Raw genomic sequence first — 23,154 nt, forward strand, 5'->3', positions numbered from 1 at the left:
GGCATTGGCGGCGCGCTCAGACCGCCAAAACGGGGGTGCGGCCATGAAGCATGACACGGCATCTGTGGTCGGCCAGGGGGTCTATCACGACGAGCGCCTGGATGCGCTGCTGAGCATCACCGGCCGCATGGACGGTTATCTCTACCGTTGCCGCAACGATGCGTCCTACACCATGCTCTACATCAGCGACGGCATTTTCACCGTCAGCGGTTATCGGCCGAGCGACTTCATTCAAAATGCCGTGCGCGACTATGTCTCGGCCATCCACCCGGATGATCTCGCCGCCGTCTATGCCGCCGTCGATACCGCGCTCGAGGCGCGCTGCAACTGGAACGTCGACTACCGCATCGTGCCACAGGTCGGCGAGCCGCTCTGGGTGCGCGAGATCGGAGGCGGGGTCTGGGATGGTGCCGGCGAACTCGAATTCCTCGAAGGTTTCGTCGTCGACATTAGCGACCGTAAGGTAGTCGAGGATCTCAATGCCGAACTGCTGCTCGAACTCAAGGCCGCCAATGAGGAACTCTCCGTACAAAAGCGCGAGATCGAGCTGGCCAAGCAGCAGAGCGATCATTCGGCCAACCACGATGCATTGACCGGCCTGCCCAACCGGCGCGCCTTTCACAACGAGCTGAGGTCGGTGATCGACCGCTGCGACAGCACCGGCCAGGCGGCCGGCCTGCTGTTCATCGACCTCGATAGGTTCAAGAAGGTCAACGACACGCTCGGCCACGAGGCCGGCGACGCGCTGCTGCAGGAGGTGGCGGGTCAGCTTCGCACCATCCTGCGCAGCGCTGATTTCGTGGCGCGGCTCGGTGGAGACGAGTTCGCATTCCTGTTTTCAGGAGAGGCTAGCCGGGCCCGACAGAAGGCCGTGGGCGTCGCCGAACGTATCCTGGAAAAGCTGCGGATCAAGGTGCCGACGCCGAATGGAGCCATCCATGTTGGTTGCACCGTTGGCGTCGCCATCTACCCGGCGGAAGCGTCCGATTCGGAGGCGCTGATAACGCTCGCCGACCGACTGATGTACATCGGCAAAAAGAGCGGCCGCAACCGGCTGGTCACCGCCGGGGCTTTGGAACCCGGGCCTACGTCCGACGACCTTCGCCGCACCGCCTGAGCGGAGCGCCGGACAGCCTGATCCGGCGGGAACCCGTCATCTGGCTCGGCGCTGCGCGCCGAAAGACGGCCCTACAGCAACCCCGCCAATTGGGCCGCGCTGCGCAGGTTTTGCCGCGGCCGTGGCCCGAGCTGCTGGATCACCAGCCCGGCGGCCAGCGAGCCGAGATCGCCGCAATCCTTCAGGCTGCGCCCCGAGGTGTAGCCGTAGAGGAAACCGGCGGCATAGAGGTCGCCGGCGCCGGTGGTGTCGACCAGTTCGCGGATCGTCGTCGCCTGGATGGTGACGGTCTCCTCGCCACGCACGATCACCGAGCCTTTTTCGGAGCGGGTGACAGCGGCAATCTTGCAGTCCTTGCGGATAGCCGCCAGCGCCTCGTCGAAGGATTTTGTCTGGTAGAGCGACTTGATCTCGTGGCTGTTGGCAAAGACGATGTCGACAGTGCCCGAGCGCATCAGCTCGAGGAACTCGTCCCGGTAGCGGTCGACGCAGAACGAATCCGACAAAGTCATCGACACTTCGCGTCCGGCCTCGTGTGCGAGCTTCGCCGTCTGCCGGATCGCCTCCTTGGCGCGCGGCGGATCCCACAGATAGCCCTCGAAATAGGTCACCTTGGCGCCTGACGCCTTGTCGGCCTCGACGTCTTCCGGCCCGAGTTCGATGCAGGCGCCGAGATAGGTGTTCATCGAACGCTCGCCATCGGGGGTGACGAAGATCATCGATCTCGCTGTCGGCGGCTGGCCCTCAAGCGGCCTGGTGTCGAAGGCAACGCCCTGGGCATGGATGTCATGCGCGTAGATTTCGCCGAGCGGATCGTTCGACACCTTGCCGAAGAACGCGGCGCGGCCGCCGAAGCTGGCGATGCCGGCGGCGGTATTGCCGGCGCTGCCGCCGGAGGCCTCGATCGCCGGCCCCATGCGGCTGTAGAGCAGCTCGGCGCGCTTGGTGTCGATGAGGTTCATCGCACCCTTGATGATGCCGTTGGTCTCAAGAAAAGCGTCGTCGCACTGGGCGATGATGTCGACAATGGCATTGCCGATGCAAAGCACGTCAAAATCCGGCATCAATGTCTCCGCCTTGGAACCTGCCGGCTTTCTGCCGCGCCCGGGCGGGTCTACAGCATCACCCCGAAAAATGGCAACCGATTTCCACCCTTTGCCGGCCCAGGCCGGCGCGCGCGCCTGGGACGAGGCTCCATCACAGTTCGACCGTGGCCGAAGCATCTGACCGCCGGGTCGCCTACAAGCTTGGCCTCAGATCAAGCGCTGGAAGCACCCTGCATGCAAGCAAAGACCGACATGGCCACCGAACTGGCGCTGCTTGGCGTGCTGGCCGCCCTGTGGGGCGCGTCCTATACCTTCATCAAGATCGGTGTCGAGACGATCCCGCCGATAACCTTCATCGCTGCTCGCACCCTGATCGCCGGCGCCATCCTGCTCGCGCTGATCCGCTGGCGCGGCCTTTCCATGCCCAAGGACGGCGCGACCTTGTGGCGGTTCATGGTCCAGGCCTGCCTCAACAGCGTCGTGCCGTTCACGCTGATCGCCGCCGCCGAGCGCTCCATCGACGCCGGTCTGGCCACCATTCTGAACGCGACCTCGCCGATCTTCACCTTCCTGCTGACCGCGCTTATCACCCGCCACGAATCCGTGACCGCACGCAAGCTGTTCGGTGTCGGTGCCGGCATTGCCGGCATTTGCCTGATCGTCGGCACCCAGGCGCTTGGCGGGCTCGGCCATCAATTGTGGGCGCAACTTGCCGTCATTGCCGCCACGGTCTGCTATGCCGGCGCCGCCATCTTTGGCCGCGGCTTTAGGGGACTCGACCCGATGCTGCCGGCCGCCGGCTCGATGCTGTGCGGCGCAGTCATCCTCGTCCCCTTGAGCCTGGCCTTCGACCGCCCGTGGACCCTGTCGCCTTCAATGGCGTCGATACTGGCCTTGTTGGCATTGTCGGTGTTCTCCACGGCGCTGGCCTTCTGCATCTTTTTCCGCCTCATCCACACGCTTGGTTCGGTCGGCACGACGTCGCAGGCCTATCTGCGCGTGCCGATCGGCGTCGGAATCGGCGTCGTGTTCCTCGGCGAGAGCCTTGGGCCGACAGCTTTCTGGGGCATGGGCTGCGTCGTCGCCGGCGTTGCGGCGATGACCATCCCCGCCCGCTCCCGGGCGCTGGCGCGCTAGATCATGATGAGATTTGGTTGAAATCTCATCATGATCTAACCCTTTGTTGGAGCATGATCTTGTCCAAAAACCGGTACCCACTTTTTGGGATCATCCTCTAGTTCCCGTCCGGAATTGCGCCCGCTCCGGCAGGCTTGCGGCTGACAGGGTCTCCGCCTATGTCGGAGATATCCGTTCGTTCCTGGGGGTGAAACGCCGTGATCTTCAACGCTGCCCGCGCCGCCTTCAGCCGGCTGTTTTCTCCCGAATTCCGCGCGGTTTTCCTGAAGACGCTGGGCTTGACCGTCCTGGCGCTGGTCGCGTTGTGGTTCGTCTTGACCGGGCTTGTCGATTGGCTGGCCCTGCCATGGGTTCACTCCTTGCTGCCCGGCCTGCCGTCCTGGGCCGGATGGCTGAGCGGCATCATCGCTGCCATCGCGCTTGCCTTCGGGATGGCGCTGCTGATCGCGCCGGTGACGGCAATCGTGGCGGGCCTGTTTCTCGACGACATCGCCGAAGTGGTCGAGCGCACCGACTATCCGGCCGATCCCGTCGGACGCGCCATGCCGGCGCTGCGCTCGCTCGTGTTGTCGGTGAAATTCTTCGGCGTTGTCATCCTGGGCAACATCGTCGCCCTGCTGCTTCTGTTGGTTCCGGGCGTCAACATCGCCGCCTTCTTCATCGTCAACGGCTATCTGCTGGGACGTGAATTCTTCGAATTCGCCGCCATGCGCTTCCGCCCGGAAGACGAGGCGAGGGCGTTGCGCCGGAAACATGCCGGCACCGTGTTTCTGGCCGGGCTGCTCATTGCCGCCTTTCTCGCCGTGCCCCTGCTCAACCTGCTGACGCCGCTCTTTGCCGCCGCCATGATGGTGCATCTGCACAAGGCGGTCGGCGCGCGGGAGAGCGCCGGGCGATAGGCCTATCAACGCAGAAGAAAACCGCGTCCCAATTCGTCATCCGGCTCGACGGTGAATTCCGCCCGGCCCGAATAGTAGGCGCGGCCGCCGACGCGGGCGATGATCGCATCATGCGGGCCGGCCATGGTCGTGCGCGCCACCGCTCCGGAAAAGCGCGAGCCGGCGATGCTTTCGAAGGACCGCTCCTGACCAGGGTTGATCTCACCCTTGGCATGCATTGCCGCCAGCCGCGCGGTGACGCCGGAGCCGGTCGGCGAGCGGTCGACCTCGGCATCGGCAAAGACGCAGATGTTTTTTGTTGCCTCGCCGGAGAACGCATCGTGTCCATCGGTGAGGATGGTGCCGTAGAGGAAAGCGAGATCGGCATGGTCGGGATGCGATAGAGGGAACGCCGCCTTCAGCCGTTCGGTCAGCGCGGTTGCCGCGTCGACGAAATCGCGCACCCGGCTGCGGCCGAACTCCAGGCCGAATTGATGGCAGTCGGCCAGCGCGTAGAAGGCGCCGCCATAGGCGATGTCGAACGCAATCTTGCCGTATCCCCCCAATTCGATTTGTTGGTCATGGGCAAACAGAAAGGCCGGCACGCTTTCGAACGACACCGATCCCGCTTTGCCGTCCCTGACCTCGACCGAGGCGACGACCATGCCGCACGGCGCCTCGATGTTGACGGTGGTGATTGGCTCCTGCTTGACCACCAGCCCTTCGTCGACGGCGTAGCGGCCAAGCGCAATGATGGCGTGGCCGCACATCGTCGAATAGCCCTCGTTGTGCATAAACAGCACGGCCAGCTCGGCGCCGGGCAGGTCGGGCTCCACCAGCAGCGCGCCATACATGTCGTAGTGGCCGCGCGGCTCGAAGATCAGCAGCTTGCGCAAATGGTCGAGGTGGTCGCGCACATAGGCGCGCTTTTCCAGGATCGTGCCTTTGGGAATGTCTGGATAGCCGTCGGTGACGATCCTGAGCGGCTCGCCGCCGGTGTGCATGTCGACGACGGTGAGCGTCATGCGCCGGGACCCCCTAGCCTGAGGATTTGGAAAACAGCGCCTGCAATTTGCTGAACGGGATGGCGGCCCGGGTGAAGCCGAACGTGCCGTCCTGCTGGATCTCGCGCGCCGCGGTTTCCAGCATGCCGAAGGCGAAATTGGTCAGCCACGGACCGAGCGAGATGCGCTTGACCCCGGCCATGGCAAGGTCGGCGATGGTGAAGGCCGGGAGTGCCATGACATTGACCGGCCTGCTCACCGCCGAGCAGATGTTCCGGATGGTCTCGACATCTTTGAGGCCGGGCGCATAGAGCACATCGGCGCCGGCCTTTTCGAAGGCCTGCAGCCGCTTGATCGTGTCGTCGAGATCCGGTTTGCCCCAAAGGAAATTCTCGGCCCGTGCGGTGAAGACGAAATCATGCTTGAGCGCCCGTGCGGCCTCAGCAGCAGCTGCAACGCGCTCGACGGCGTGTGAAAACTCATAGATGGGCTTGTCGGGATCGCCGGTATGGTCCTCGATCGAGCAGCCGGCGAGACCTGCCGCTTCGGCCGCAAAAACCGTCTCGGCGGCACTCGTCGCGCTGTCGCCCTTGCCTTTCTCGAGATCGGCCGACACCGGCAGGCTGGTCGCCGCCGTCAGCTCGCGGCAATGGTGGATCATCGCCTCGAAGGTCACTGCGCCATCGGGCAGGCCGCGCGAGAAGGCAAAACCGGCGCTGGTCGTCGCCAGCGCCTTGAAGCCGAAGGAGGCCAGGAGCTTGGTCGTGCCGACATCCCAGGGGTTGGGCATGACGAAGGTCGAGGCGTGCAGGTCGCGAAAGATCTTGCCCTTGTCCATGAGTGCTCCCTTCAGATGCGGAAATGCCGGCAGATTCTATCGTGCAGCAATGCACCGGGCAAACAAATGCGGTTGGCTCAGAAGCGTTTGGCGTTCTCTCCTGCCAATTTGTCCAGCGCATCGGAATCCTTGACGTAGTGCAACGTCTTCTTGTCCCAATGATAGGTAACGGAAATTGTGTGGGCTTCAGGCTTGGGCGGCTGGTCGTCGCAGCTCTCGCCGTTGAGCACCGTGGCGTCGGTCACCGTCACTTTGACCGCGGCATAAGGCTGTCCGTCAGCGATCGTCTGGAAAGCAACATCCTGCTTGCGGCTGTAGGCGCACAGGTTCTCATCGAAGGTGAAGATCATGTCGATCAGTTGGAATTTGTCGTCGCGCACCATGATCAGCGGCGTGATCGCGTAGTTTTGGCTTGAATTGAAATGCGCGCTCATGGTGATCACGATGTCGTCGTTCGGCCCAACGGAAAGCTTGCCCGGTTCACGGAAATAGGTGCCGCGGTCGAGCGCGACATTGACGACGTCGAGCAGCTTCGGCCTGTCTGTGATGTCGTAGAGCGCCAGCACGGCATAGCCTTCGGCGCTGTCGGGAGAGTCGCCGAGGTCGTAGAGCATCGCCAGCCGGTCCTTGCCCCCGGCCTTGATGGCGAGCACGCCGGCGTTGGAGAGGCCCGATGTCTCAGGCGGCGAACCGCCGCCATCCGGTCCCTCGATGTGGCGCATCCCGATCGGCAATCCACCCCGGTAGAAACCGTTGCTGTCACCTGCGAGGCCGGGAATGACCATCCTTGCGAGGTCCAGATAGGTCACATCCATGTGGCCGGGGATGGCGCTGCCGAATTCCGGGAAGCTGACGGCTTGCGCGCTGGCTGCGGTCCAAAGCCACGGCAGCAGCACAAGCGCTAGAGCAATTTCAGGAAAAGTGTGTGCGGTTTTCCGGCCGGAAATTGCAACAAAACAAAAAGATAGAGCGGTTCGCCGTTTCCATGAAACGGTGAAACGCTTTAGGATGGAGCGAAGCAGGTTCGTTGGCATGGGCGCCTCAGGCTGGCCGCGCGGAACCTAACACAGCTTCAGTGGATCGGCACCAGCCCGGCAAGTTCGCGCATGTCGTCAAACAGGACGCCGCCGGCGCTGGCCAGGCCATCGCGGTCGGAATAGGGATCGCCATGATAGGAATAGACACGCATGCCCGCGGCAATGCCGGCCTGCGTGCCGGCAACGCTGTCCTCGATGACGATGCAGTCGGCCGGCGCAAAACCCATGGTCTTTGCCGCATGCAGGAACAGGTCCGGGAACGGCTTGCCGCGGCTGACCATGGTCGAAGAGAACATGGCATGCTCGAACAGCGGCAGCAGCCCGGTCTGGCCGAGCGTGATGTGCATCTTCGAGATACGCGCAGAAGTGGCGACGCAATAGGGAATGCCGGCCGCGCGAACCGCCTCGATGAAGTCGCGCACATAGGGGATCGCCTCGACGCCATGCGCAAACAGATCGGGCAGGCCGGCATTCCAGCGATCGACGAAATCGGCGCCGAGCCGCACCGTGGTCGTCTCTTCGATTTCCTTCTGCACCGCAGCCATGCTGCGGCCGGAAAAATATTTGCGGCAATATTCGAATGTGGTGGGATAACCGGCGGCAACAAACCACTCGGCAAGCCGCCGGTTGGCAAGGTTCTCGGTGTCGACCAGGATACCGTCGCAGTCGAAGATGACCAGTTTCGGTATGCTCATTCAGGCGGTGCCGGTCGATCCGAACCCGCCCGCGCCGCGCGTCGTGGCGCCGGCCAGCGAGCGCTCCTCAACCGTCACCTGCGTCACCGCGGCAAAGACGATCTGGGCAATGCGCATGCCGCGCGTCACCGCGAAATCCTCGTCGCCGAGGTTGACCAGCAGCACCTTAACCTCGCCGCGATAGTCGCTGTCGACCGTGCCTGGTGAATTGAGGACGGTCAGCCCATGCTTGAAGGCAAGGCCGGAGCGCGGCCGCACCTGGCCTTCCATTCCTTCGGGAATTTCCAGGATCAGACCGGTCGGCACCAAGGCGCGCTTGCCAGGCAGGATCAGCAGCGGCCGGTCTTCCGGCACCGCGGCGCGCAGATCCATGCCGGCGGCGCCGGTGCTTTCATAGGCGGGAAGAGGAAGTCCATCTCCATGCGGCAACCTGACGAAGCCGACAGTGGGACCAATGACGGAGGAATTTTGGAAGGCTGCGCGCATAAAATCGATCCTATCGGCGCGAACGGCGATTCGGTCAACTCGTCCGCAGGCCTATCAACGGCTTTCTTTCAGGCGTCAGTGTGACCTAGCGCAATTCCACCGGAACGACGGTCGTCTCCTTGATCTCCTCCATGACGAAGGAGGCCGAAACGTCCGACAGCGCCACCTTGGCGATCAGCCGCTGATAGAGCCGGTCATAGGCCTTCATGTCAGCAACGCGGGCGCGCAGCACGTAGTCGAGATCGCCGGACATGCGATAGACCCCGGTGATCTCGGGAAAACCGGTCACCGCCGCACGGAACTTCTGCAGCCAGTTCGGGTCATGATTGGAGGTGCGGATCAGGATGAACACCGAAAGTCCGAGCCCGAGCTTGTCGGCATCGACCAGCGCCACCCGTCCGGTGATGACGCCGTCCTCTTCCAGCCGCTTGACCCGGCGCCAGCAGGCGTTGCGCGACAGCGACACTTTTTCGGAGAGCTGATCGACCGACAGTGTGCCGTCGCGTTGCAGCTCGGCCAGCAATCTTCGGTCGATTTCATCGAATTCAAGCGCCATGTTGGGATGAATGTCCCGAACGACGGCGTTAGACAAGGACAAATTGAGACCGATGAACCTTTACCCCGTGGCAGGATACCCACATCGGGGCTTATCCCGGCAGGAGGGATCACCATGACGACGCTGTTTTCGAAGCTGTTCACCTCTCACCCGGCCAAGGTGGGCGAGACCTATTTCAGCCATATGGCCTTTGCCGCCTGGTTCTGCTCGCGCCTCCTGATGGCCGCTGGTGCGGCACTCGTTCACGCTTTCTTGCCGTTTCTCTTCGAAACTACGGCAAGCCGAATCGTTCGCGAACTCTATGAACGGACGCACAACAGAGGCTCGCACGCGGTCAAGGAGCCCCAGGCTCTCTTGGATCGCGCCTAGGATTGGTTAGAAGCGATGTGCCGATGGGCGGCCTATCTGGGTGACGCGGTCTTCCTCGAGGACGTCGTCACCGCGCCTTGCCACTCGCTCATCGCCCAGAGCCATTGCGCCCAGGAAGCCAAGTCGCCGACCAATGGCGACGGTTTCGGCCTTGCCTGGTATGGCGACCGGCCCGAGCCCGGCCTCTACCGCGACATCCTGCCGGCCTGGTCGGATCCCAATCTGAAAAGCCTGTGCCGGCAGATCAAATCCGGCCTGTTCCTCGCCCATGTCAGAGCGTCGACCGGCGGCGCCACCAGCCGCATGAACTGCCATCCCTTCATCTCCGGCAGCTGGTCGTTCATGCACAACGGCCAGATCGGCGGCTTCGAAAAGATCCGCCGCGCGCTGGAGAACTCGCTCTGCGACGCCGTCTTCGACCAGCGCGAGGGCACCACCGATTCCGAATTGTTTTTCCTGCTGATGATCGACGAGGGTCTTGCTGGCGACCCGCAAGGGGCAGTATCGCGCGCCACCGCCCGCGTCATCGAGGCATCGCGCCGCGCCGGTCCGGAGCCAGCCTTGAAACTGACTGCGGCCTTTTCGGATGGAAAGGCGCTGTATGCCGTGCGCTATGCCAGCGACGATCACGCGCCGACGCTGTACACGTCGGTGCGCAATGCCGGCCGTTGCATCGTGTCGGAGCCTTTCGATCGCGAGGGCGGGGAATGGCAGGCCATCCCGCCCGCGAGTTTTGTGACCATTACGGGTGATGGGATGAGCATTCGGCCGTTCGTGCCGGTTGTGGCAAGGCTGGCACTGGTCGTCTAGGCCCTAGTCTAGGCCGCATTCCTTCGCGCCCCCCTCTGTCCTGCCGGACATCTCCCCCACGAGGGGGGAGATTGGAGGTCACGGCGGCCTTCGCCAATTTTCAACGCAGGAAAAGGTGCGCCGAAAGCCAAAGCTGCCAATCTCCCCCCAAAGTGGGCCCAAAGTGGGGGAGATGTCCGGCAGGACAGAGGGGGGGCGCCGTAGAGCGCCAACCTCAACCCGACCGGCAAGCGCAATTTTGATCAAGCGCCGATGATCTCCGAATGCTGAACTTGGTTTTAAACCGCGATACGTTTGGCAGCAGCCGGAGCAATCATGGACCTCGCCTTTTCCTCGACCATCGATCTCGCCGCCGCAATCGCGGCGCGAAAGATCTCCGCCGTCGAAGCTCTGGACGCCCATCTGGTCCAAATCGACCGACACAACGGCGCAATCAACGCGGTCGTCAATCTCGATGGGGAAGGCGCCCGCGAGCGCGCGAAACAAGCCGACGCGGTGCAGGCGCGCGGCGATGCGCTCGGACCGCTGCATGGCGTGCCTTTCACGTTGAAGGACATGCACCAAACCGCTGATATGAAGACCACGGTTGGTTTCGCACCATTCGCCGACTATGTGGCAAAGGCAGACAGTCCGGTCGTCGCCCGATTGAAAGCCGCAGGCGGCATCCTGATTGGAAAGACCAATGTCGCGACCATGCTGGGCGACTGGCAGTCAGACAATCCGCTGTTCGGTCGCACCAGCAATCCTTGGAACCTATCGCGCACTTCAGGCGGCTCCAGCGGTGGCGCCGCGGCAGCAGTGGCGACCGGGATGACGCCGTTCGATGTCGGAACCGACATGCAGGATTCGATCCGCCTGCCGTCGGCTTTTTGCGGCGTCTACGGGTTGAAACCGACCGAGCACCGCGTGTCGCTGGCCGGCGCCTTCCCCGATCCGAACGGCGCGGCGCGCAGCGTGCGGCTGATGTCCTGCCTCGGCCCGCTGGCGCGCAGCGTGGAGGATCTTGCGCTGATCTACAAAATCATCGCCGGCCCGGACGGAGCAGACACCGACCTCGCGCCGGTGCCCGTAGAGGCCATGCCCAGGCTCGACCTCAAGACATTGCGCATCGCCGTCGCGCCGTCCTTCCCCGGCTTTCCGGTGGCTGGTAAAATCGCTGCCGCGGTCGAAAGCCTGGCCAAGCGGTTGCAATCAGCAGGGGTGATTGTGGAAGAAGCGAACTTGCCTGAGATCGATCTGCATGACGATCTGGAGCAGGGCGGCGATCTGATCGGCATGATGCTGGAGGCAGCGCAGCCCGAACCGCCGGAGCAGCCAACGCCGATCACCAATTGGTTCGAGGCGCTCGCTCGCCGCGACCGCTCGATCCTGGCCTGGGACAGGTTCTTCGAAACCTGCGATGCCTTGCTGTGCCCGGTCGCCATGACCACGGCCTTCGCGCATTGTGAGCCCGGCACGCCGATCGAAGTCGACGGCAAGGAGCAAAGCTATTGGATGCTACCGGCCTATGGCGCGGTCTTCAATTATTCCGGCCATCCGGCACTCTCGCTGCCCTGCGGGCAAGACCGCGACGGCCTGCCTATCGGCCTGCAACTGGTCGGCAAGCGCTGGTCGGAATCGCGGCTGCTCGGCATCGCCAAGGCGATCGAAGCGCTGACCGGCGGCTTCAAGCGTCCGCCGGGCTACTGAGCAAAGCGACCCAACCCATAAGGCGTCAGCAGCGGATCACGCTCGCCGTCGAGAATTTCGCGCGTGGCGAACAGCCCGACCGCGGGCGCCAGCGTTATGCCGGAATGCATGACGGCGACATAGAGACCTTCCGTGCCCTCGGCGCGGCCGATGATCGGAAAGCCGTCGATCGGCGTCGGCCGGTAGCCAACCGTGTGGAAATCGAATTCCAGTTCGTCGGCGCCGCGCAAAGCCGCCTTCATTGCTGCAAACAGCTCGCGCGCCGTGGCGTCGGGATTCTCACCGGGATCGCTCCCCGCGAAATCCGAGCCGGCGATGATGCGGCCCTCCGCCGTCTGGCGCATATGCAGCTTTTCGGCATGCACCAGCCCGTTGAGGAGCTTCTTGTAGGGCTGCGAGTGGACGATCAGACCGGGCGGCGTCTCGATTGGCAGCTTGATGCCGGCGGTAGCGGCAATATCGGGCGCCCCGACACCGGCTGCGATCACCACCTCTTCGGCTGGCATCAGCCCATGCGATGTATCGACACCGGCAATCCTGCCATCGGTCTGGACAAGTGCGGTTACAGAACTGGAGAGAACGCGCGCACCTTGCCGTTCTGCGTGGGCCAGCAGCGCCTTGGCCGCTGCGACCGGTTCGGCCACGCCTTCCTCCGCGACATAGACAGCGAATTCCGGCGGCTCGACGAGATTGGGCTCGATTTGCGCTGCCCGCCCGGCGTCGACGCGTTCGATGCCGTAACCCCAGCAAGCGTGCTCAGCCGCGTAGGCTTCGAGCCTGTCGGCCTGCAGATCCCAGCACAGCCCGCCGCACCAGGCGAGCGGCAGGCCGGGCAGCTCGTTTGCCAGCCGCTTCCATTCGGCCATCGCACGGATGCGCAGCCGGAAATAGATTTCGGGATTGCCCCAGCTGGCGTTGATCCAGGCAAAGGAGTTTGGCGTGGCGACGCCGCCGGCACCACTATCGGAAATCACAGTCACCCGCGCCCCGGCCTTGGTCAGGTGCCAGGCGATGGACGCCCCGATAATGCCGGCGCCAATGACGATGACTTCTTTAGCGCTGCTCATACCGGACCTCTCAGAATGGGCTCCTCTGATGCCACCGTAACGATTCAAGCTCAAGTGTGGTCGGCCTGCCGGCCCGAAACTGTCGACAGGCCAGCAATGCGCTGCTAGAAGCCCGCGCCACAGACAGGATTCCAGAAATTGGCTGAAGACATCGAACAGGCGGTATCGCGCCGCCGCACTTTCGCGATCATCGCCCACCCCGACGCCGGAAAGACGACGCTCACCGAAAAGCTGCTGCTGTTCGGCGGCGCCATCCAGCTTGCCGGCGAGGTCAAGGCCAAGAAGGATCGCATCCAGACCCGGTCCGACTGGATGAAGATCGAGCGCGAGCGCGGCATTTCGGTCGTCACCTCGGTGATGACCTTCGAATATGAGGACAATGTCTTCAACCTGCTCGATACGCCCGGCCACGAGGATTTTGCCGACGACACCTACCGCACCCTGTCGGCGGTCGATAGCGCCGTCATGGTCATCGACGCCGCCAAGGGTATCGAGCCGCGCACGCTGAAACTGTTCGAAGTCTGCCGGCTGCGCGACATCCCGATCATCACCTTCATCAACAAGATGGACCGCGAAAGCCGCGACCCGTTCGAAATTCTCGACGAGATCGAGCAGAAGTTGGCGCTGGACACTGCCCCCATCACCTGGCCGATCGGCCGCGGCAAGACTTTTGCCGGCACCTACCACCTGGCGCTCAACGCTGTGCGCAGGGGCGATGCCGAGAAAGACCGCACGCCGGTCAACGGCCCCGACTCCAACCGCGTCGCCGGCCTGCTGCCGGAAAACGAGCGCGAGGCCTTCATCGAGGAGCTGGAGCTCGCGCGCGAAGCTTGCCGCCCGCTCGACATCGACGCCTTCCGCGAAGGCCATCTGACACCGGTCTATTTCGGCTCGGCGCTGCGCAATTACGGCGTGCGCGACCTGATCGAGGCGCTCGGCGCCTTCGGCCCGCCGCCGCGTGCGCAGGACGCAGACACCCGCAAGGTCGAGGCGACGGAGGAGAAGATGACGTCCTTCGTGTTCAAGATCCAGGCCAATATGGACCCCAACCATCGCGACCGCATCGCCTTCGTGCGCGTCTGTTCGGGCAAGCTCGAGCGCGGCATGAAGGCCAAGCTGGTGCGCACCGGCAAGCCGATGAGCCTGTCGGCGCCGCAGTTCTTCTTTGCCCGCACCCGCGTCACCGCCGACGAAGCGTTTGCCGGCGATGTCGTCGGCATTCCCAACCACGGCACGCTGCGTATCGGCGATACGCTGACCGAAGGCGAGGAGATACTGTTCCGCGGCGTACCCAACTTCGCGCCGGAAATCCTGCGCCGTGTGCGCCTCGGCGACGCGATGAAGGCGAAAAAACTCAAGGAAGCGCTGCACCAGATGGCCGAGGAAGGCGTCGTGCAGCTGTTTTCGCCGGAAGACGGCTCGCCGGCCATCGTCGGCGTTGTCGGCGCGCTGCAGCTCGACGTCTTGAAGGAAAGGCTGAATTTCGAATACACGCTGCCGGTCGAATTCGAAATGTCGCGCTTCTCGGTCTGCCGCTGGATCTCTGCCGACGACAAGGCCGAAACGCTTCGCTTCATTGAGGCGCATCGCGGCGACATCGCCCGCGATCTCGACAACGACCCGGTGTTTCTGGCCCAGAACGCCTTCTCGCTGAACTACGAAGCCGAACGCTGGAGGGCGATCCGCTTCGCCACCATCAAGGACTACCAGGTCCGCGACAAGGCGGCGTAAGGCGCCCCTTTTCCTTCTGCCCGCTTACGCGGAGAAGGTGCCCGAGGGCGGATGAGGGGCAGCGCCGACCTTGAAGGGTCAATTGGCTCCAAGGCGCGCCGGCCGTTCGCGTGGCTCAGGGCGTTCGAAGCTCGAAAAGCAAAGCAATTGGCTTTTCGTCCGCTACGCGGCCGCTTCTCACCCCTTCGCAGCTTCCTCGATCTTGGCAATATCGATCTTGCTCATCTGCATCATCGCCGACATCACCCGCCCGGCCTTGGCCCGGTCCGGATCCAGAAGCAGGCGCGGCAGTTGCTCCGGCACGACTTGCCAGGAGACGCCGAACTTGTCCTTCAGCCAGCTGCATTGCGACGGTTCGCCGCCGCCTTCGATGAGCTTGTCCCAGAAATAGTCGACCTCTTCCTGCGTCTTGCAGTCGATCGACTGTGACATCGCCTCGTTGAACTTGAATTGCGGTCCGCCGTTCAGCGCCTGGAACTGCACGCCGTCGAGTTCGAACGTGGTTACCAGCGCCTTGCCGGCATCGGTATGGCCTTCGGGCCAACGCAGCACGCTCAGTACCTTCGAGTTCTTGAAGATGGAAACGTAGAAATTCATCGCCTCTTCGGCCTGGCCATCGAACCACAGGCAGGTGGTGATCTTTTGCATGTCATGCTCCTCGGGTGTTTGGTTGCGGTTACAGGTGAAGCGGCTGACTTATAGAAATGGTGCCATTCCCTTGCCGTCGTCCCAAGGACGGATGCCGGGCTAGCGATCCGACACTGGCCGGCAATCTTTTTCGAAACCCTGATTTCAGCGAGACTCTGGCGCATTGCAAAAATGTGGCCAGACCATACTTGCCGGTCTATAAACCCCGCGGTCCAAATTAAGCGCCGCCACGCTCCGCGTTGAGCGCAGCCAACCAGCCAAGGAACATTCATGCCTGCCTATCGCTCCCGCACTACCACCCACGGCCGCAACATGGCCGGCGCCCGCGGCCTGTGGCGCGCCACCGGCATGAAGGACTCGGATTTCGGCAAGCCGATCATCGCGGTGGTCAATTCCTTCACCCAGTTCGTGCCGGGTCATGTCCATCTCAAGGACCTTGGCCAGCTGGTGGCGCGCGAGATCGAGAAGGCCGGCGGTGTCGCCAAGGAATTCAACACCATCGCCGTCGATGACGGCATCGCCATGGGCCATGACGGCATGCTCTATTCGCTGCCGTCGCGCGAGCTGATCGCGGACTCGGTCGAATATATGGTCAACGCGCATTGCGCCGATGCCATGGTCTGCATCTCCAATTGCGACAAGATCACGCCCGGCATGCTGATGGCCTCCTTGCGCCTCAATATCCCAAGCGTCTTCGTCTCCGGGGGGCCGATGGAAGCCGGCAAGGTGGTGCTCGCCGGCAAGACACAAGCGCTCGACCTGGTCGACGCCATGGTTGCCGCCGCCGACGACAAGATCTCCGACGAGGACGTCAAGGTCATCGAACGCTCGGCCTGCCCGACCTGCGGCTCGTGCTCCGGCATGTTCACCGCCAATTCGATGAATTGCCTGACCGAGGCGCTCGGCCTGTCGCTACCCGGCAATGGCTCGACCCTCGCAACCCACGCCGACCGCAAGCGGCTGTTCGTCGAGGCCGGCCATCTCATCGTCGATCTCGCCCAGCGCTACTACGAGCAGGATGATGAGTCGGCACTGCCGCGCAGCATCGCCTCCAAAGGCGCCTTCGAGAACGCCATGACGCTCGATATCGCCATGGGCGGCTCGACCAACACCGTGCTGCATATCCTGGCCGCCGCCCATGAGGGCGAGGTCGATTTCACCATGGAAGACATCGACCGGCTGTCACGCCGCGTTCCGGTGCTGTGCAAGGTCGCACCGGCCAAGTCCGACGTGCATATGGAAGACGTCCACCGCGCCGGCGGCATCATGGCGATCCTCGGCCAGCTCGACAATGCCGGGCTGCTCAACCGCAACCTGCCCACGGTGCATACGGCAAGCCTGGGCGAAGCGCTTGACCATTGGGACATCTCCCGCACCTCGAGCCAGAGCGTCCGCGACTTCTTTCTCGCCGCTCCGGGTGGCGTGCCGACACAGGTCGCCTTCAGCCAGGACCGCCGCTGGGACGAGCTCGACCTCGACCGCGAGAAGGGCGTCATCCGCTCAGCCGAGACGCCGTTCTCGAAAGACGGCGGCCTTGCCGTGCTGAAAGGCAATCTGGCGCTCGACGGCTGCATCGTGAAGACGGCCGGCGTTGACGAGTCGATCCTGAAGTTCACCGGCCCGGCCCGCGTGTTCGAAAGCCAGGACGCTTCCGTGAAGGCGATCCTGTCCAACGAAATCAAGGCCGGCGATGTCGTCGTCATCCGCTATGAAGGACCGCGCGGCGGTCCCGGCATGCAGGAAATGCTCTACCCCACGAGCTATCTGAAGTCGAAAGGCCTCGGCAAGGCCTGCGCGCTGGTCACCGACGGCCGCTTCTCCGGCGGCACATCAGGCCTGTCGATCGGCCATGCCTCGCCCGAAGCAGCGGAAGGCGGCACGATCGGACTGGTGCAGGAAGGCGATACGATCGAGATCGACATCCCCAACCGCACGATCCGGCTTGCTGTCAGCGACGCTGAACTCGACGCGCGCCGCGCGGCCATGGAGGCGAAGGGCGCCATGGCCTGGAAGCCCGAGGAAAAGCGCAAGCGCAAGGTGACGACCGCGCTGCGCGCTTACGCCGCCTTCGCCACCAGCGCCGACAAGGGCGCGGTGCGGCACGTACCGGAGTGAGGGGTGCGGCGCCGACCCCCACCCCGCTGCTGCGCAGCGACCCTCCCCACAAGGGGGAGGGTAAAGCTCACGGCATCAGCTGATATTCGTAAAGCTTCTGATACAGCCCGCCCTGGTTGAGCAGCGTGCGATGCGCGCCGCTTTCCACCACCTTGCCGGCCTCCAGCACCACGATCGTGTCGGCCTGGTGCACGGTCGACAGGCGGTGGGCAATGACGATGGTGGTGCGCCCGACCGTCAGCTGCTGCAGCGCGTCGCGGAAAAGCGCCTCGGATTCGGCGTCGAGCGCGCTGGTCGCCTCGTCGAGCAGCAGGATTTCGGCATTGCGCAGCATGGCGCGCGCGATCGAGATGCGCTGGCGCTGGCCGCCTGACAGCAGCGCGCCATTCTCGCCGACATCCGTGTCGTACCCTTTCGCCTGGGCGCTGATGAAGTCATGTGCATTGGCGGCCCTTGCGGCGGCCATTACTTCCTCGTCCGTGGCGCCCTCGCGCCCGAGCCTGATGTTGTGCATGATCGTGCCGGCAAACAGGAACGTGTCCTGGCTGACATAGGCGATCTTTTCCCTGACCGAGGTGAGCGTGGCACAAGAAATGTCCTGCCCGTCGAACATCACCCTGCCGACCTGCGGGTCGTACATGCGCATGATCAGGTTGAGGATGGTCGACTTGCCGCTGCCCGAGGGTCCGACCAGCGCCGTCATCTTGCCTGCGGCAAGCGTCAGGTCCAGTCCCTCGAACACCGGCGCGCTTTCGGGGTAGGCGAAGCTGACATTGTCGAAATGGATCTCGCCCGGCCCGGCCCGCAGCGGCTTTGCATCCGGCTTTTCGGCCAGCGTCAGCGGCCGGTCGGCGAGCTGGAACATCATGCGCACGCCGACAATGCCGGTTTCAAGCGAGATGCGTACGCGGGCCAGGCGCTTGGCCGGCTCATAGGCCAACAGCAGCGCCGCGATGAACGCCATGATGTTGCCCGGCATCTGACCGCCGCCGCCCAGAACCAGGAAGCCGCTGACAAAAACGGCGCCAGCGATGGCCAGCCCCGCAAGTGTTTCCATCACCGGGCTGGTGGCGGCCTCCAGCGTGGCGATGTTGTTGGCGCGGCTCTCCACGTCCGACACGGCCTTGTACATGCGCTTGCGCATGGCGCCTTCGAGGCCGAAGGATTTGACGACGCGCACGCCGATCGCCGTTTCCTGCATCACCTGCACGATCTGGCCGAGCGAACGGAATTCTTGCGAGGCAATTTTTCGGACGCGCTTCAGGATACGATTGACGCCGTAAATGGCGATCGGCCCGATCACCAGACAGATCAGGGACAGCGCCGGCTGCTGCCAGACCATCACACCCACCAGCGCAGCCAGCGTCACCAGGTCGCGAACATAGGACGTGACGATTTGGTCGAGCACGCTGCGCGCGGCCTGGGCATTGTTCGTCATGCGCGAAATCAGTTCGGACGAAGAGGTCGAATGATAGAATTCGATGCCTTGCGCAAGAATGCTGTCATAGATCTTGCGCTGCCGGTCGGCGATGATGGCATTGCCGACCCTGCTCATGAAGTAGGCCTGGATGAAGTTTGCGAAGCCCTTGAGAATGAAAATCGCTCCGGTCGCCGCCGCGATCAGATTGACCTGCCCAATCCGCTTGTAAACCACGAATTCATTGGTGATTTCGCGCAGCATATAGGCGCTGGCTGCTGTCGTTGCCGCCACCACCAGCATCGACAGAATGGCCGCAGCGTAGCCAAATCTATGCGCGTGAAAGGATTCCCGCAAAAGCCTTGCGATAAGGCGCTGGTTTTCCGTCGAACGGAAGAAGCGAAACAAATGGCCGATCCCATGCCTGACTGACGAATTTCGGATTCGCCACCAGGGCGAAAGGCGGCTTATAGAGCGAGTTGTGGCCGGATGGAACCTTTCGCTTCGGCGAAGGCAAACGGCTGCGGCAAGGTGTCTTTTACGCCACGATTACGGCGTTCGAGCTTCAGGGAGATGACGACAGATGGATTTCGACCTTGTTGTGCGCGGCGGAACGCTGCCCGACGGCACCGTCGCCGATCTCGGCATCATCGGCGAGACGATCGTCGCCATAGAGCCCGAACTGCATGTCAGCGCCGGCACGTCGATCGACGCCCGTGGCAATCTGATCTCGCCGCCCTTCGTCGATCCGCATTTCCATATGGATGCGACGCTGTCCTACGGCATTCCACGCATCAACGCTTCGGGTACGCTGCTGGAGGGCATTTCGCTATGGGGCGAGCTGAAGCCGCTCCTGACGCATGACGCGGTTCACGAGCGGGCGCTCGCCTATTGCGACTGGGCGGTCTCGATGGGCCTGCTCGCCATCCGTACCCATGTCGATGTCTGCGACGACCGGCTGCTGGCGGTCGAGGCGCTGCTCGACGTCAAGAAGATTGTCGCGCCCTATATCGATCTGCAACTGGTCGCTTTCCCGCAGGATGGCTTCTACCGTTCGCCGACGGCGCGCCAGAACACGCTGCGCGCGCTCGACATGGGCGTCGACATCGTCGGCGGCATCCCGCATTTCGAACGCACCATGGCCGACGGCACGCGCTCGGTGACCGAATTGTGCGAAATCGCGGCTAAGCGCGGGCTGATGGTCGACCTGCATTGCGACGAGACCGACGATCCGCTGTCGCGCCACATCGAGCAGCTTGCCTATGAGACGCAGCGCCTTGGCCTGCAGGGCAAGGTGGCCGGCTCGCACCTCACCTCGATGCACTCGATGGACAATTATTACGTCTCCAAGCTGCTGCCGCTGATCGCCGAGGCCGGTGTCTCGGCGATCCCCAATCCGTTGATCAACATCATGCTGCAGGGCCGCCACGACACGTTTCCCAAACGCCGCGGGATGACCCGGGTCAAGGAGATGCTGGCGCTCGGCATCCGGGTCGGTTGGGGCCAGGATTGCGTTCTCGACCCCTGGTATTCGCTGGGCACCGCCGACATGCTCGACGTCGCCTTCATGGGGCTTCACGTCGCTCAGATGTCGAGCCCTGCCGACATGGCACGCTGCTTCGACATGGTCACCAACGTCAACGCCGCCATCATGGGCCTCGATCATCTCGGCCTTGCCGTGGGCAAGCGCGCCAGCTTCGTCATCCTCGATGCCGGCAACCTGATCGAGGCCTTGAGGTTACGTGCCGAACGGCTGTGCGTCGTCGCCAGGGGCAAGGTGGTGGCCGAGCGCACGAAGCAGGAGACACGGCTGTCGATCGCCGGCCGTCCCGGACAGGTGAACCGGCGGCACAAAACTGCGTAGAAACAGCCGATTTCCGCCGCTGGTCTTACCGATTTGCCTCGTCAAAGCGGCCGCTTGCAGCTAGGGAGCCGCATGGCCCAGTCGCTCGTCCGCACCTTTACCATCAGGAACGCGCTTTTGGCCGGCATCCTTTTGATGCTGGCCGGCGACTTCATGTTCGCGCTGAACGACGCGATGGGCAAATGGCTGGTCGCCAGCTTCTCGGTCGGCCAGGTGGTGCTGATCCGATCCATCGGCGCCTTCATCGTGCTCGGCCCGATGATCGCCAACCAGGGCGCCCGCAGACTGTTCCGGATGGAGCGGCCGGTCCTCCAGATTCTGCGCGTGCTGGCGACCACGGCGGACACGGCGCTGTTCTATGCCGCCGTCGTCTATCTTCCGCTTGCCGACGTGATGAGCTTCTACATGGCCGGGCCGATCTATGTGGCGGCGCTGTCGCATTTCCTGCTCGGCGAAAAGGTCGGCTGGCGCCGCTGGGCCGCCATCATGGTCGGCTTCTGCGGCGTGCTGATCATCTTGAAGCCGTCTTCGGCGGCGTTCTCGCAGTCCTCGCTGTTCGCACTGGTCGGCAGCATTGCCTTCGCCTTCGCCATCATCCTCAGCCGCCGCCTGCGCGGCACCAGCGACACAACGCTGGTCACCTGGCAGACTATCGGCACGCTGCTCGTCGGCGGCGTGATGACCATAGGCGCCTGGCAGACGCCCTCGGCACTCGATTTCGGCGCCATGCTCCTGCTCGGCATCGTCTCCTGCAGCGCGCATCTGATGATTACCAGGGCGCTGAAACTGGCCCCTGCCTCGACGCTGGCGCCGCTGCACTACAGCCTGCTTCTATGGGCGGTGATCTTCGGCCTGGCCTTCTTCGGCGACCTGCCGGGACCGCGCATCCTGATCGGCTCGGCCATCGTCGTGCTCGCCGGCCTGTTCATCTTCCACCGCCAGAAGGTGGTCGAGACAGTCGTGCCGCCGGAGAACGTGCCGAAAGGCGTGAATTGACCTAACCTTGGCGCACCGCCGCCAGATGCCGTAAAAACTCAGGCGTTTCCATCAGCGCCTTGCAACGGGCGAAGCGGCCGTCGGCATAGGCGCGGAAGTCCTCGACCGGGTTGTTGTTGGCAAGCTGGATAAGGCCCCAGAGCGTCCACAACAGGTCGCACATCGCCTTGTAGGTGACGACGCGGCCGCGCTCGGCCGGTTTTGCCTCGCCGCCGAAATAGGCGCGCATCATCTCTTCCTCCTGCGCGGTGTCGAACCGGCCTTCGACCGAGAGGTCGCCGAGGTCCCAGAGCGGGTCGTTCATCCCCGAATATTCCCAGTCGACGATCCACATCCGCTCGCCCGTATCGAGAAGATTCTCGCACAGTGGATCGCAATGGCAGGCGGCAATCGGCAGTCTATGCGCGGCAAGGGACGCACGCACGGTGTCGGATTCGCGCACCACGTCGTGGTAGCCCGGCGGCAAGGCGACTTCCTTGGTCGATAAGACCTTGAGATAGTCGTCGATCATCGCAAACAGCTCGAAGCGGAACGGAAATACCGCACCGGACGTGTGCAGCTTGCGGAAGGCTTCGCCGGCGCGGGCCGGGCTGCCGGCGCGCAGCTTGAACTTTTCCGGCGACATCGTCACGGCGCCGGCAACGAAGCGGCTCGCCAGCACGCCTGTCGCGGGGTCGACATGCAGCACTTCGGGGCTGACGCCCGCTTTGGCCGCCTCACGCGCCGCCACCGCTTCATTGGCGCGGTTGATATACTCCTCGGTGCCTTTGCCGGGGATACGCAGGCAGATATCGCCGGCCCGAAAGACGAGATTGGTCATCCCGCCCAGCCGCTCAAGCGGTCCGTCATAGCCCGCCAATGCCGGAATTGCCGCAAGTGTTGCGCGTGCCTCGTCCGTCCCCATGCCTGTTGCCCTTGGCCGTGTATTTCTTGCGACAACGGTTCCACAGTTTTCGCCGTTTGGCTATCATCCGATCGAGGGTGAGCAGCGAGCTGGCGGAGAAACAGCCATGGCGGGCAACAAGGATCATGGCGGGCTTGGCGCCGCCTATTCGGCGCAACGGCCCGAGGACGTCGCCGCGATCTATGACAGTTGGTCGGAAACCTACGATGCCGACATGTCGGCCGCCGGCTACCGCCATCCGACGATCTGCCTGGCCCTGCTGGCCCGCCATCTGCCGCGCGGCGCCGCACCGCTTCTCGACGCCGGCGCCGGCACCGGGCTGATCGGCGAGTGGCTGGCCATCACCGGCTATCCCCAGGTCGAAGCGCTCGATATTTCGCAAGGCATGCTGTCTAAAGCGGCGGCAAAGGGCGTCTATTCGGCGCTGCATTGCCTGGCGCTCGGCGGGCCACTGCCCTTTGCCGACAATGCCTATGCCGGCATCGTCTCGGCCGGCGTTTTCACCTCCGGCCATGTCGGCGCCGAGGGGCTGGACGAACTGATCCGCGTCTGCCGTCCCGGTGGCGTCATCGTGCTGACCATCAAGAACACGCTGTGGAACGCCGGCTTTGCCGATCGCATCGCTGCGCTCGAGGCTGAGGTCAGGGTCGTTCGTGCCGAGGAGACTGCGCCTTATGTTTCGATGCCGGGCGAGGCTGACACCGTGCCCAGCCGCGGCCTTGTACTCCGTGTGAGCTAATCCAGGTTTCG

22 protein-coding genes are annotated in these 23,154 nt (G+C 63.6%); 11 read left to right on the forward strand and 11 right to left on the reverse strand.

The annotated features are described in order from the left end of the window. The first annotated feature begins 43 nt into the window (after positions 1-43). On the forward strand, positions 44-1,117 hold the full coding sequence (locus NKI31_RS08490) for a GGDEF domain-containing protein (protein WP_031206324.1): 1,074 nt from the start codon (positions 44-46) through the stop codon (positions 1,115-1,117). Positions 1,118-1,188: 71 nt separating this feature from the next. Here NKI31_RS08490 and NKI31_RS08495 read toward each other — a convergent pair whose 3' ends face one another. Further along, a complete protein-coding gene (locus NKI31_RS08495; protein ID WP_023709632.1) occupies positions 1,189-2,181 on the reverse strand; it encodes an adenosine kinase in 993 nt (330 codons plus the stop codon). 216 nt (positions 2,182-2,397) lie between these two features. On the opposite strand from NKI31_RS08495, the gene NKI31_RS08500 reads away from it, so the two are divergent. Further along, positions 2,398-3,300, forward strand: a complete 903-nt coding sequence (locus tag NKI31_RS08500; protein ID WP_023698956.1) for a DMT family transporter — start codon at positions 2,398-2,400, stop codon at positions 3,298-3,300. Between the two features lie 197 nt (positions 3,301-3,497). Continuing rightward, positions 3,498-4,199, forward strand: a complete 702-nt coding sequence (locus tag NKI31_RS08505; protein ID WP_023738129.1) for a sulfate transporter family protein — start codon at positions 3,498-3,500, stop codon at positions 4,197-4,199. 5 nt (positions 4,200-4,204) lie between these two features. Here NKI31_RS08505 and NKI31_RS08510 read toward each other — a convergent pair whose 3' ends face one another. The 6 genes from NKI31_RS08510 to NKI31_RS08535 form a co-directional block, all read right to left on the reverse strand. After that, positions 4,205-5,203, reverse strand: coding sequence for a proline racemase family protein (locus NKI31_RS08510; RefSeq protein WP_023692651.1), 999 nt, complete (start codon positions 5,201-5,203; stop codon positions 4,205-4,207). A 13-nt stretch (positions 5,204-5,216) separates the two neighbouring features. After that, the gene (locus NKI31_RS08515) at positions 5,217-6,020 is read right to left on the reverse strand and encodes an isocitrate lyase/PEP mutase family protein (protein WP_352651207.1); all 804 of its coding nucleotides are present in this window, start codon (positions 6,018-6,020) and stop codon (positions 5,217-5,219) included. Between the two features lie 77 nt (positions 6,021-6,097). Next, positions 6,098-6,916: a hypothetical protein gene (locus NKI31_RS08520; RefSeq protein WP_352651209.1), complete on the reverse strand. Its 819-nt coding sequence runs from the start codon at positions 6,914-6,916 to the stop codon at positions 6,098-6,100. Positions 6,917-7,092: 176 nt separating this feature from the next. Next, positions 7,093-7,752: an HAD family hydrolase gene (locus NKI31_RS08525; RefSeq protein WP_352515279.1), complete on the reverse strand. Its 660-nt coding sequence runs from the start codon at positions 7,750-7,752 to the stop codon at positions 7,093-7,095. Then, entirely contained in the window at positions 7,753-8,238 is a 486-nt protein-coding gene (gene dut / locus NKI31_RS08530; protein WP_023698959.1) for a dUTP diphosphatase, read from the reverse strand. Between the two features lie 85 nt (positions 8,239-8,323). Further along, the gene (locus NKI31_RS08535; RefSeq protein ID WP_023746649.1) at positions 8,324-8,794 is read right to left on the reverse strand and encodes an Lrp/AsnC family transcriptional regulator; all 471 of its coding nucleotides are present in this window, start codon (positions 8,792-8,794) and stop codon (positions 8,324-8,326) included. A 114-nt stretch (positions 8,795-8,908) separates the two neighbouring features. Between NKI31_RS08535 and NKI31_RS08540 the strand changes: the two genes are divergently transcribed. The 3 genes from NKI31_RS08540 (at position 8,909) to NKI31_RS08550 (ending at position 11,662) form a co-directional block, all read left to right on the forward strand. After that, complete coding sequence (locus NKI31_RS08540; RefSeq protein ID WP_023685117.1) at positions 8,909-9,163, forward strand: DUF6356 family protein; 255 nt, start codon at positions 8,909-8,911, stop codon at positions 9,161-9,163. A gap of 15 nt (positions 9,164-9,178) precedes the next feature. Then, positions 9,179-9,973 (forward strand): class II glutamine amidotransferase, encoded by a 795-nt coding sequence (locus NKI31_RS08545; protein WP_023746650.1) that lies wholly within the window; start codon positions 9,179-9,181, stop codon positions 9,971-9,973. A 315-nt stretch (positions 9,974-10,288) separates the two neighbouring features. Beyond that, a complete protein-coding gene (locus NKI31_RS08550; protein ID WP_023746651.1) occupies positions 10,289-11,662 on the forward strand; it encodes an amidase in 1,374 nt (457 codons plus the stop codon). On the opposite strand, the gene NKI31_RS08555 is transcribed toward NKI31_RS08550, so the two are convergent. Further along, complete coding sequence (locus NKI31_RS08555) at positions 11,656-12,729, reverse strand: NAD(P)/FAD-dependent oxidoreductase (RefSeq protein ID WP_023746652.1); 1,074 nt, start codon at positions 12,727-12,729, stop codon at positions 11,656-11,658. The two genes, NKI31_RS08550 and NKI31_RS08555, sit on opposite strands and share 7 nt — an antisense overlap. A gap of 138 nt (positions 12,730-12,867) precedes the next feature. Here NKI31_RS08555 and NKI31_RS08560 point away from each other — a divergent pair, with 138 nt between their 5' ends. Beyond that, positions 12,868-14,460 (forward strand): peptide chain release factor 3, encoded by a 1,593-nt coding sequence (locus tag NKI31_RS08560; RefSeq protein WP_023685113.1) that lies wholly within the window; start codon positions 12,868-12,870, stop codon positions 14,458-14,460. 177 nt (positions 14,461-14,637) lie between these two features. Here NKI31_RS08560 and NKI31_RS08565 read toward each other — a convergent pair whose 3' ends face one another. Beyond that, entirely contained in the window at positions 14,638-15,108 is a 471-nt protein-coding gene (locus tag NKI31_RS08565; protein WP_023685112.1) for a VOC family protein, read from the reverse strand. Positions 15,109-15,378: 270 nt separating this feature from the next. On the opposite strand from NKI31_RS08565, the gene ilvD reads away from it, so the two are divergent. Continuing rightward, positions 15,379-17,223: a dihydroxy-acid dehydratase gene (ilvD, locus tag NKI31_RS08570; protein ID WP_023692643.1), complete on the forward strand. Its 1,845-nt coding sequence runs from the start codon at positions 15,379-15,381 to the stop codon at positions 17,221-17,223. A 67-nt stretch (positions 17,224-17,290) separates the two neighbouring features. On the opposite strand, the gene NKI31_RS08575 is transcribed toward ilvD, so the two are convergent. Continuing rightward, positions 17,291-19,048, reverse strand: coding sequence for an ABC transporter ATP-binding protein (locus NKI31_RS08575; RefSeq protein WP_023698913.1), 1,758 nt, complete (start codon positions 19,046-19,048; stop codon positions 17,291-17,293). Positions 19,049-19,223: 175 nt separating this feature from the next. On the opposite strand from NKI31_RS08575, the gene NKI31_RS08580 reads away from it, so the two are divergent. Both NKI31_RS08580 and NKI31_RS08585 read left to right on the forward strand, forming a co-directional pair. Next, positions 19,224-20,504 carry an amidohydrolase family protein gene (locus NKI31_RS08580; RefSeq protein ID WP_352651212.1) on the forward strand — a complete coding sequence of 427 codons (1,281 nt, stop codon included), beginning with the start codon at positions 19,224-19,226 and terminating at the stop codon, positions 20,502-20,504. A gap of 72 nt (positions 20,505-20,576) precedes the next feature. Continuing rightward, positions 20,577-21,500 carry a DMT family transporter gene (locus tag NKI31_RS08585; protein ID WP_023692641.1) on the forward strand — a complete coding sequence of 308 codons (924 nt, stop codon included), beginning with the start codon at positions 20,577-20,579 and terminating at the stop codon, positions 21,498-21,500. Between the two features lies 1 nt (position 21,501). Here the strand turns inward: NKI31_RS08585 and NKI31_RS08590 are convergent, their stop codons facing one another. Then, on the reverse strand, positions 21,502-22,404 hold the full coding sequence (locus tag NKI31_RS08590) for a phosphotransferase (protein ID WP_352651215.1): 903 nt from the start codon (positions 22,402-22,404) through the stop codon (positions 21,502-21,504). Between the two features lie 106 nt (positions 22,405-22,510). Between NKI31_RS08590 and NKI31_RS08595 the strand changes: the two genes are divergently transcribed. After that, entirely contained in the window at positions 22,511-23,143 is a 633-nt protein-coding gene (locus tag NKI31_RS08595; protein ID WP_023703533.1) for a class I SAM-dependent DNA methyltransferase, read from the forward strand. Positions 23,144-23,154: the final 11 nt, after the last annotated feature.

This window comes from Mesorhizobium sp. M0659, from assembly GCF_040320605.1.
Lineage (GTDB): Bacteria > Pseudomonadota > Alphaproteobacteria > Rhizobiales > Rhizobiaceae > Mesorhizobium.

Bases quoted from the DNA above. Each gene is read 5' to 3' on its own strand.
- NKI31_RS08490 (WP_031206324.1), top strand. From the start codon at position 44: ATGAAGCATGACACGGCATCTGTGGTCGGCCAGGGGGTCTATCACGAC.
- NKI31_RS08495 (WP_023709632.1), bottom strand. From the start codon at position 2,181: ATGCCGGATTTTGACGTGCTTTGCATCGGCAATGCCATTGTCGACATC.
- NKI31_RS08500 (WP_023698956.1), top strand. From the start codon at position 2,398: ATGCAAGCAAAGACCGACATGGCCACCGAACTGGCGCTGCTTGGCGTG.
- NKI31_RS08510 (WP_023692651.1), bottom strand. From the start codon at position 5,203: ATGACGCTCACCGTCGTCGACATGCACACCGGCGGCGAGCCGCTCAGG.
- NKI31_RS08515 (WP_352651207.1), bottom strand. From the start codon at position 6,020: ATGGACAAGGGCAAGATCTTTCGCGACCTGCACGCCTCGACCTTCGTC.
- NKI31_RS08525 (WP_352515279.1), bottom strand. From the start codon at position 7,752: ATGAGCATACCGAAACTGGTCATCTTCGACTGCGACGGTATCCTGGTC.
- dut (WP_023698959.1), bottom strand. From the start codon at position 8,238: ATGCGCGCAGCCTTCCAAAATTCCTCCGTCATTGGTCCCACTGTCGGC.
- NKI31_RS08535 (WP_023746649.1), bottom strand. From the start codon at position 8,794: ATGGCGCTTGAATTCGATGAAATCGACCGAAGATTGCTGGCCGAGCTG.
- NKI31_RS08540 (WP_023685117.1), top strand. From the start codon at position 8,909: ATGACGACGCTGTTTTCGAAGCTGTTCACCTCTCACCCGGCCAAGGTG.
- NKI31_RS08545 (WP_023746650.1), top strand. From the start codon at position 9,179: ATGTGCCGATGGGCGGCCTATCTGGGTGACGCGGTCTTCCTCGAGGAC.
- NKI31_RS08550 (WP_023746651.1), top strand. From the start codon at position 10,289: ATGGACCTCGCCTTTTCCTCGACCATCGATCTCGCCGCCGCAATCGCG.
- NKI31_RS08555 (WP_023746652.1), bottom strand. From the start codon at position 12,729: ATGAGCAGCGCTAAAGAAGTCATCGTCATTGGCGCCGGCATTATCGGG.
- NKI31_RS08565 (WP_023685112.1), bottom strand. From the start codon at position 15,108: ATGCAAAAGATCACCACCTGCCTGTGGTTCGATGGCCAGGCCGAAGAG.
- ilvD (WP_023692643.1), top strand. From the start codon at position 15,379: ATGCCTGCCTATCGCTCCCGCACTACCACCCACGGCCGCAACATGGCC.
- NKI31_RS08580 (WP_352651212.1), top strand. From the start codon at position 19,224: ATGGATTTCGACCTTGTTGTGCGCGGCGGAACGCTGCCCGACGGCACC.
- NKI31_RS08585 (WP_023692641.1), top strand. From the start codon at position 20,577: ATGGCCCAGTCGCTCGTCCGCACCTTTACCATCAGGAACGCGCTTTTG.
- NKI31_RS08590 (WP_352651215.1), bottom strand. From the start codon at position 22,404: ATGGGGACGGACGAGGCACGCGCAACACTTGCGGCAATTCCGGCATTG.
- NKI31_RS08595 (WP_023703533.1), top strand. From the start codon at position 22,511: ATGGCGGGCAACAAGGATCATGGCGGGCTTGGCGCCGCCTATTCGGCG.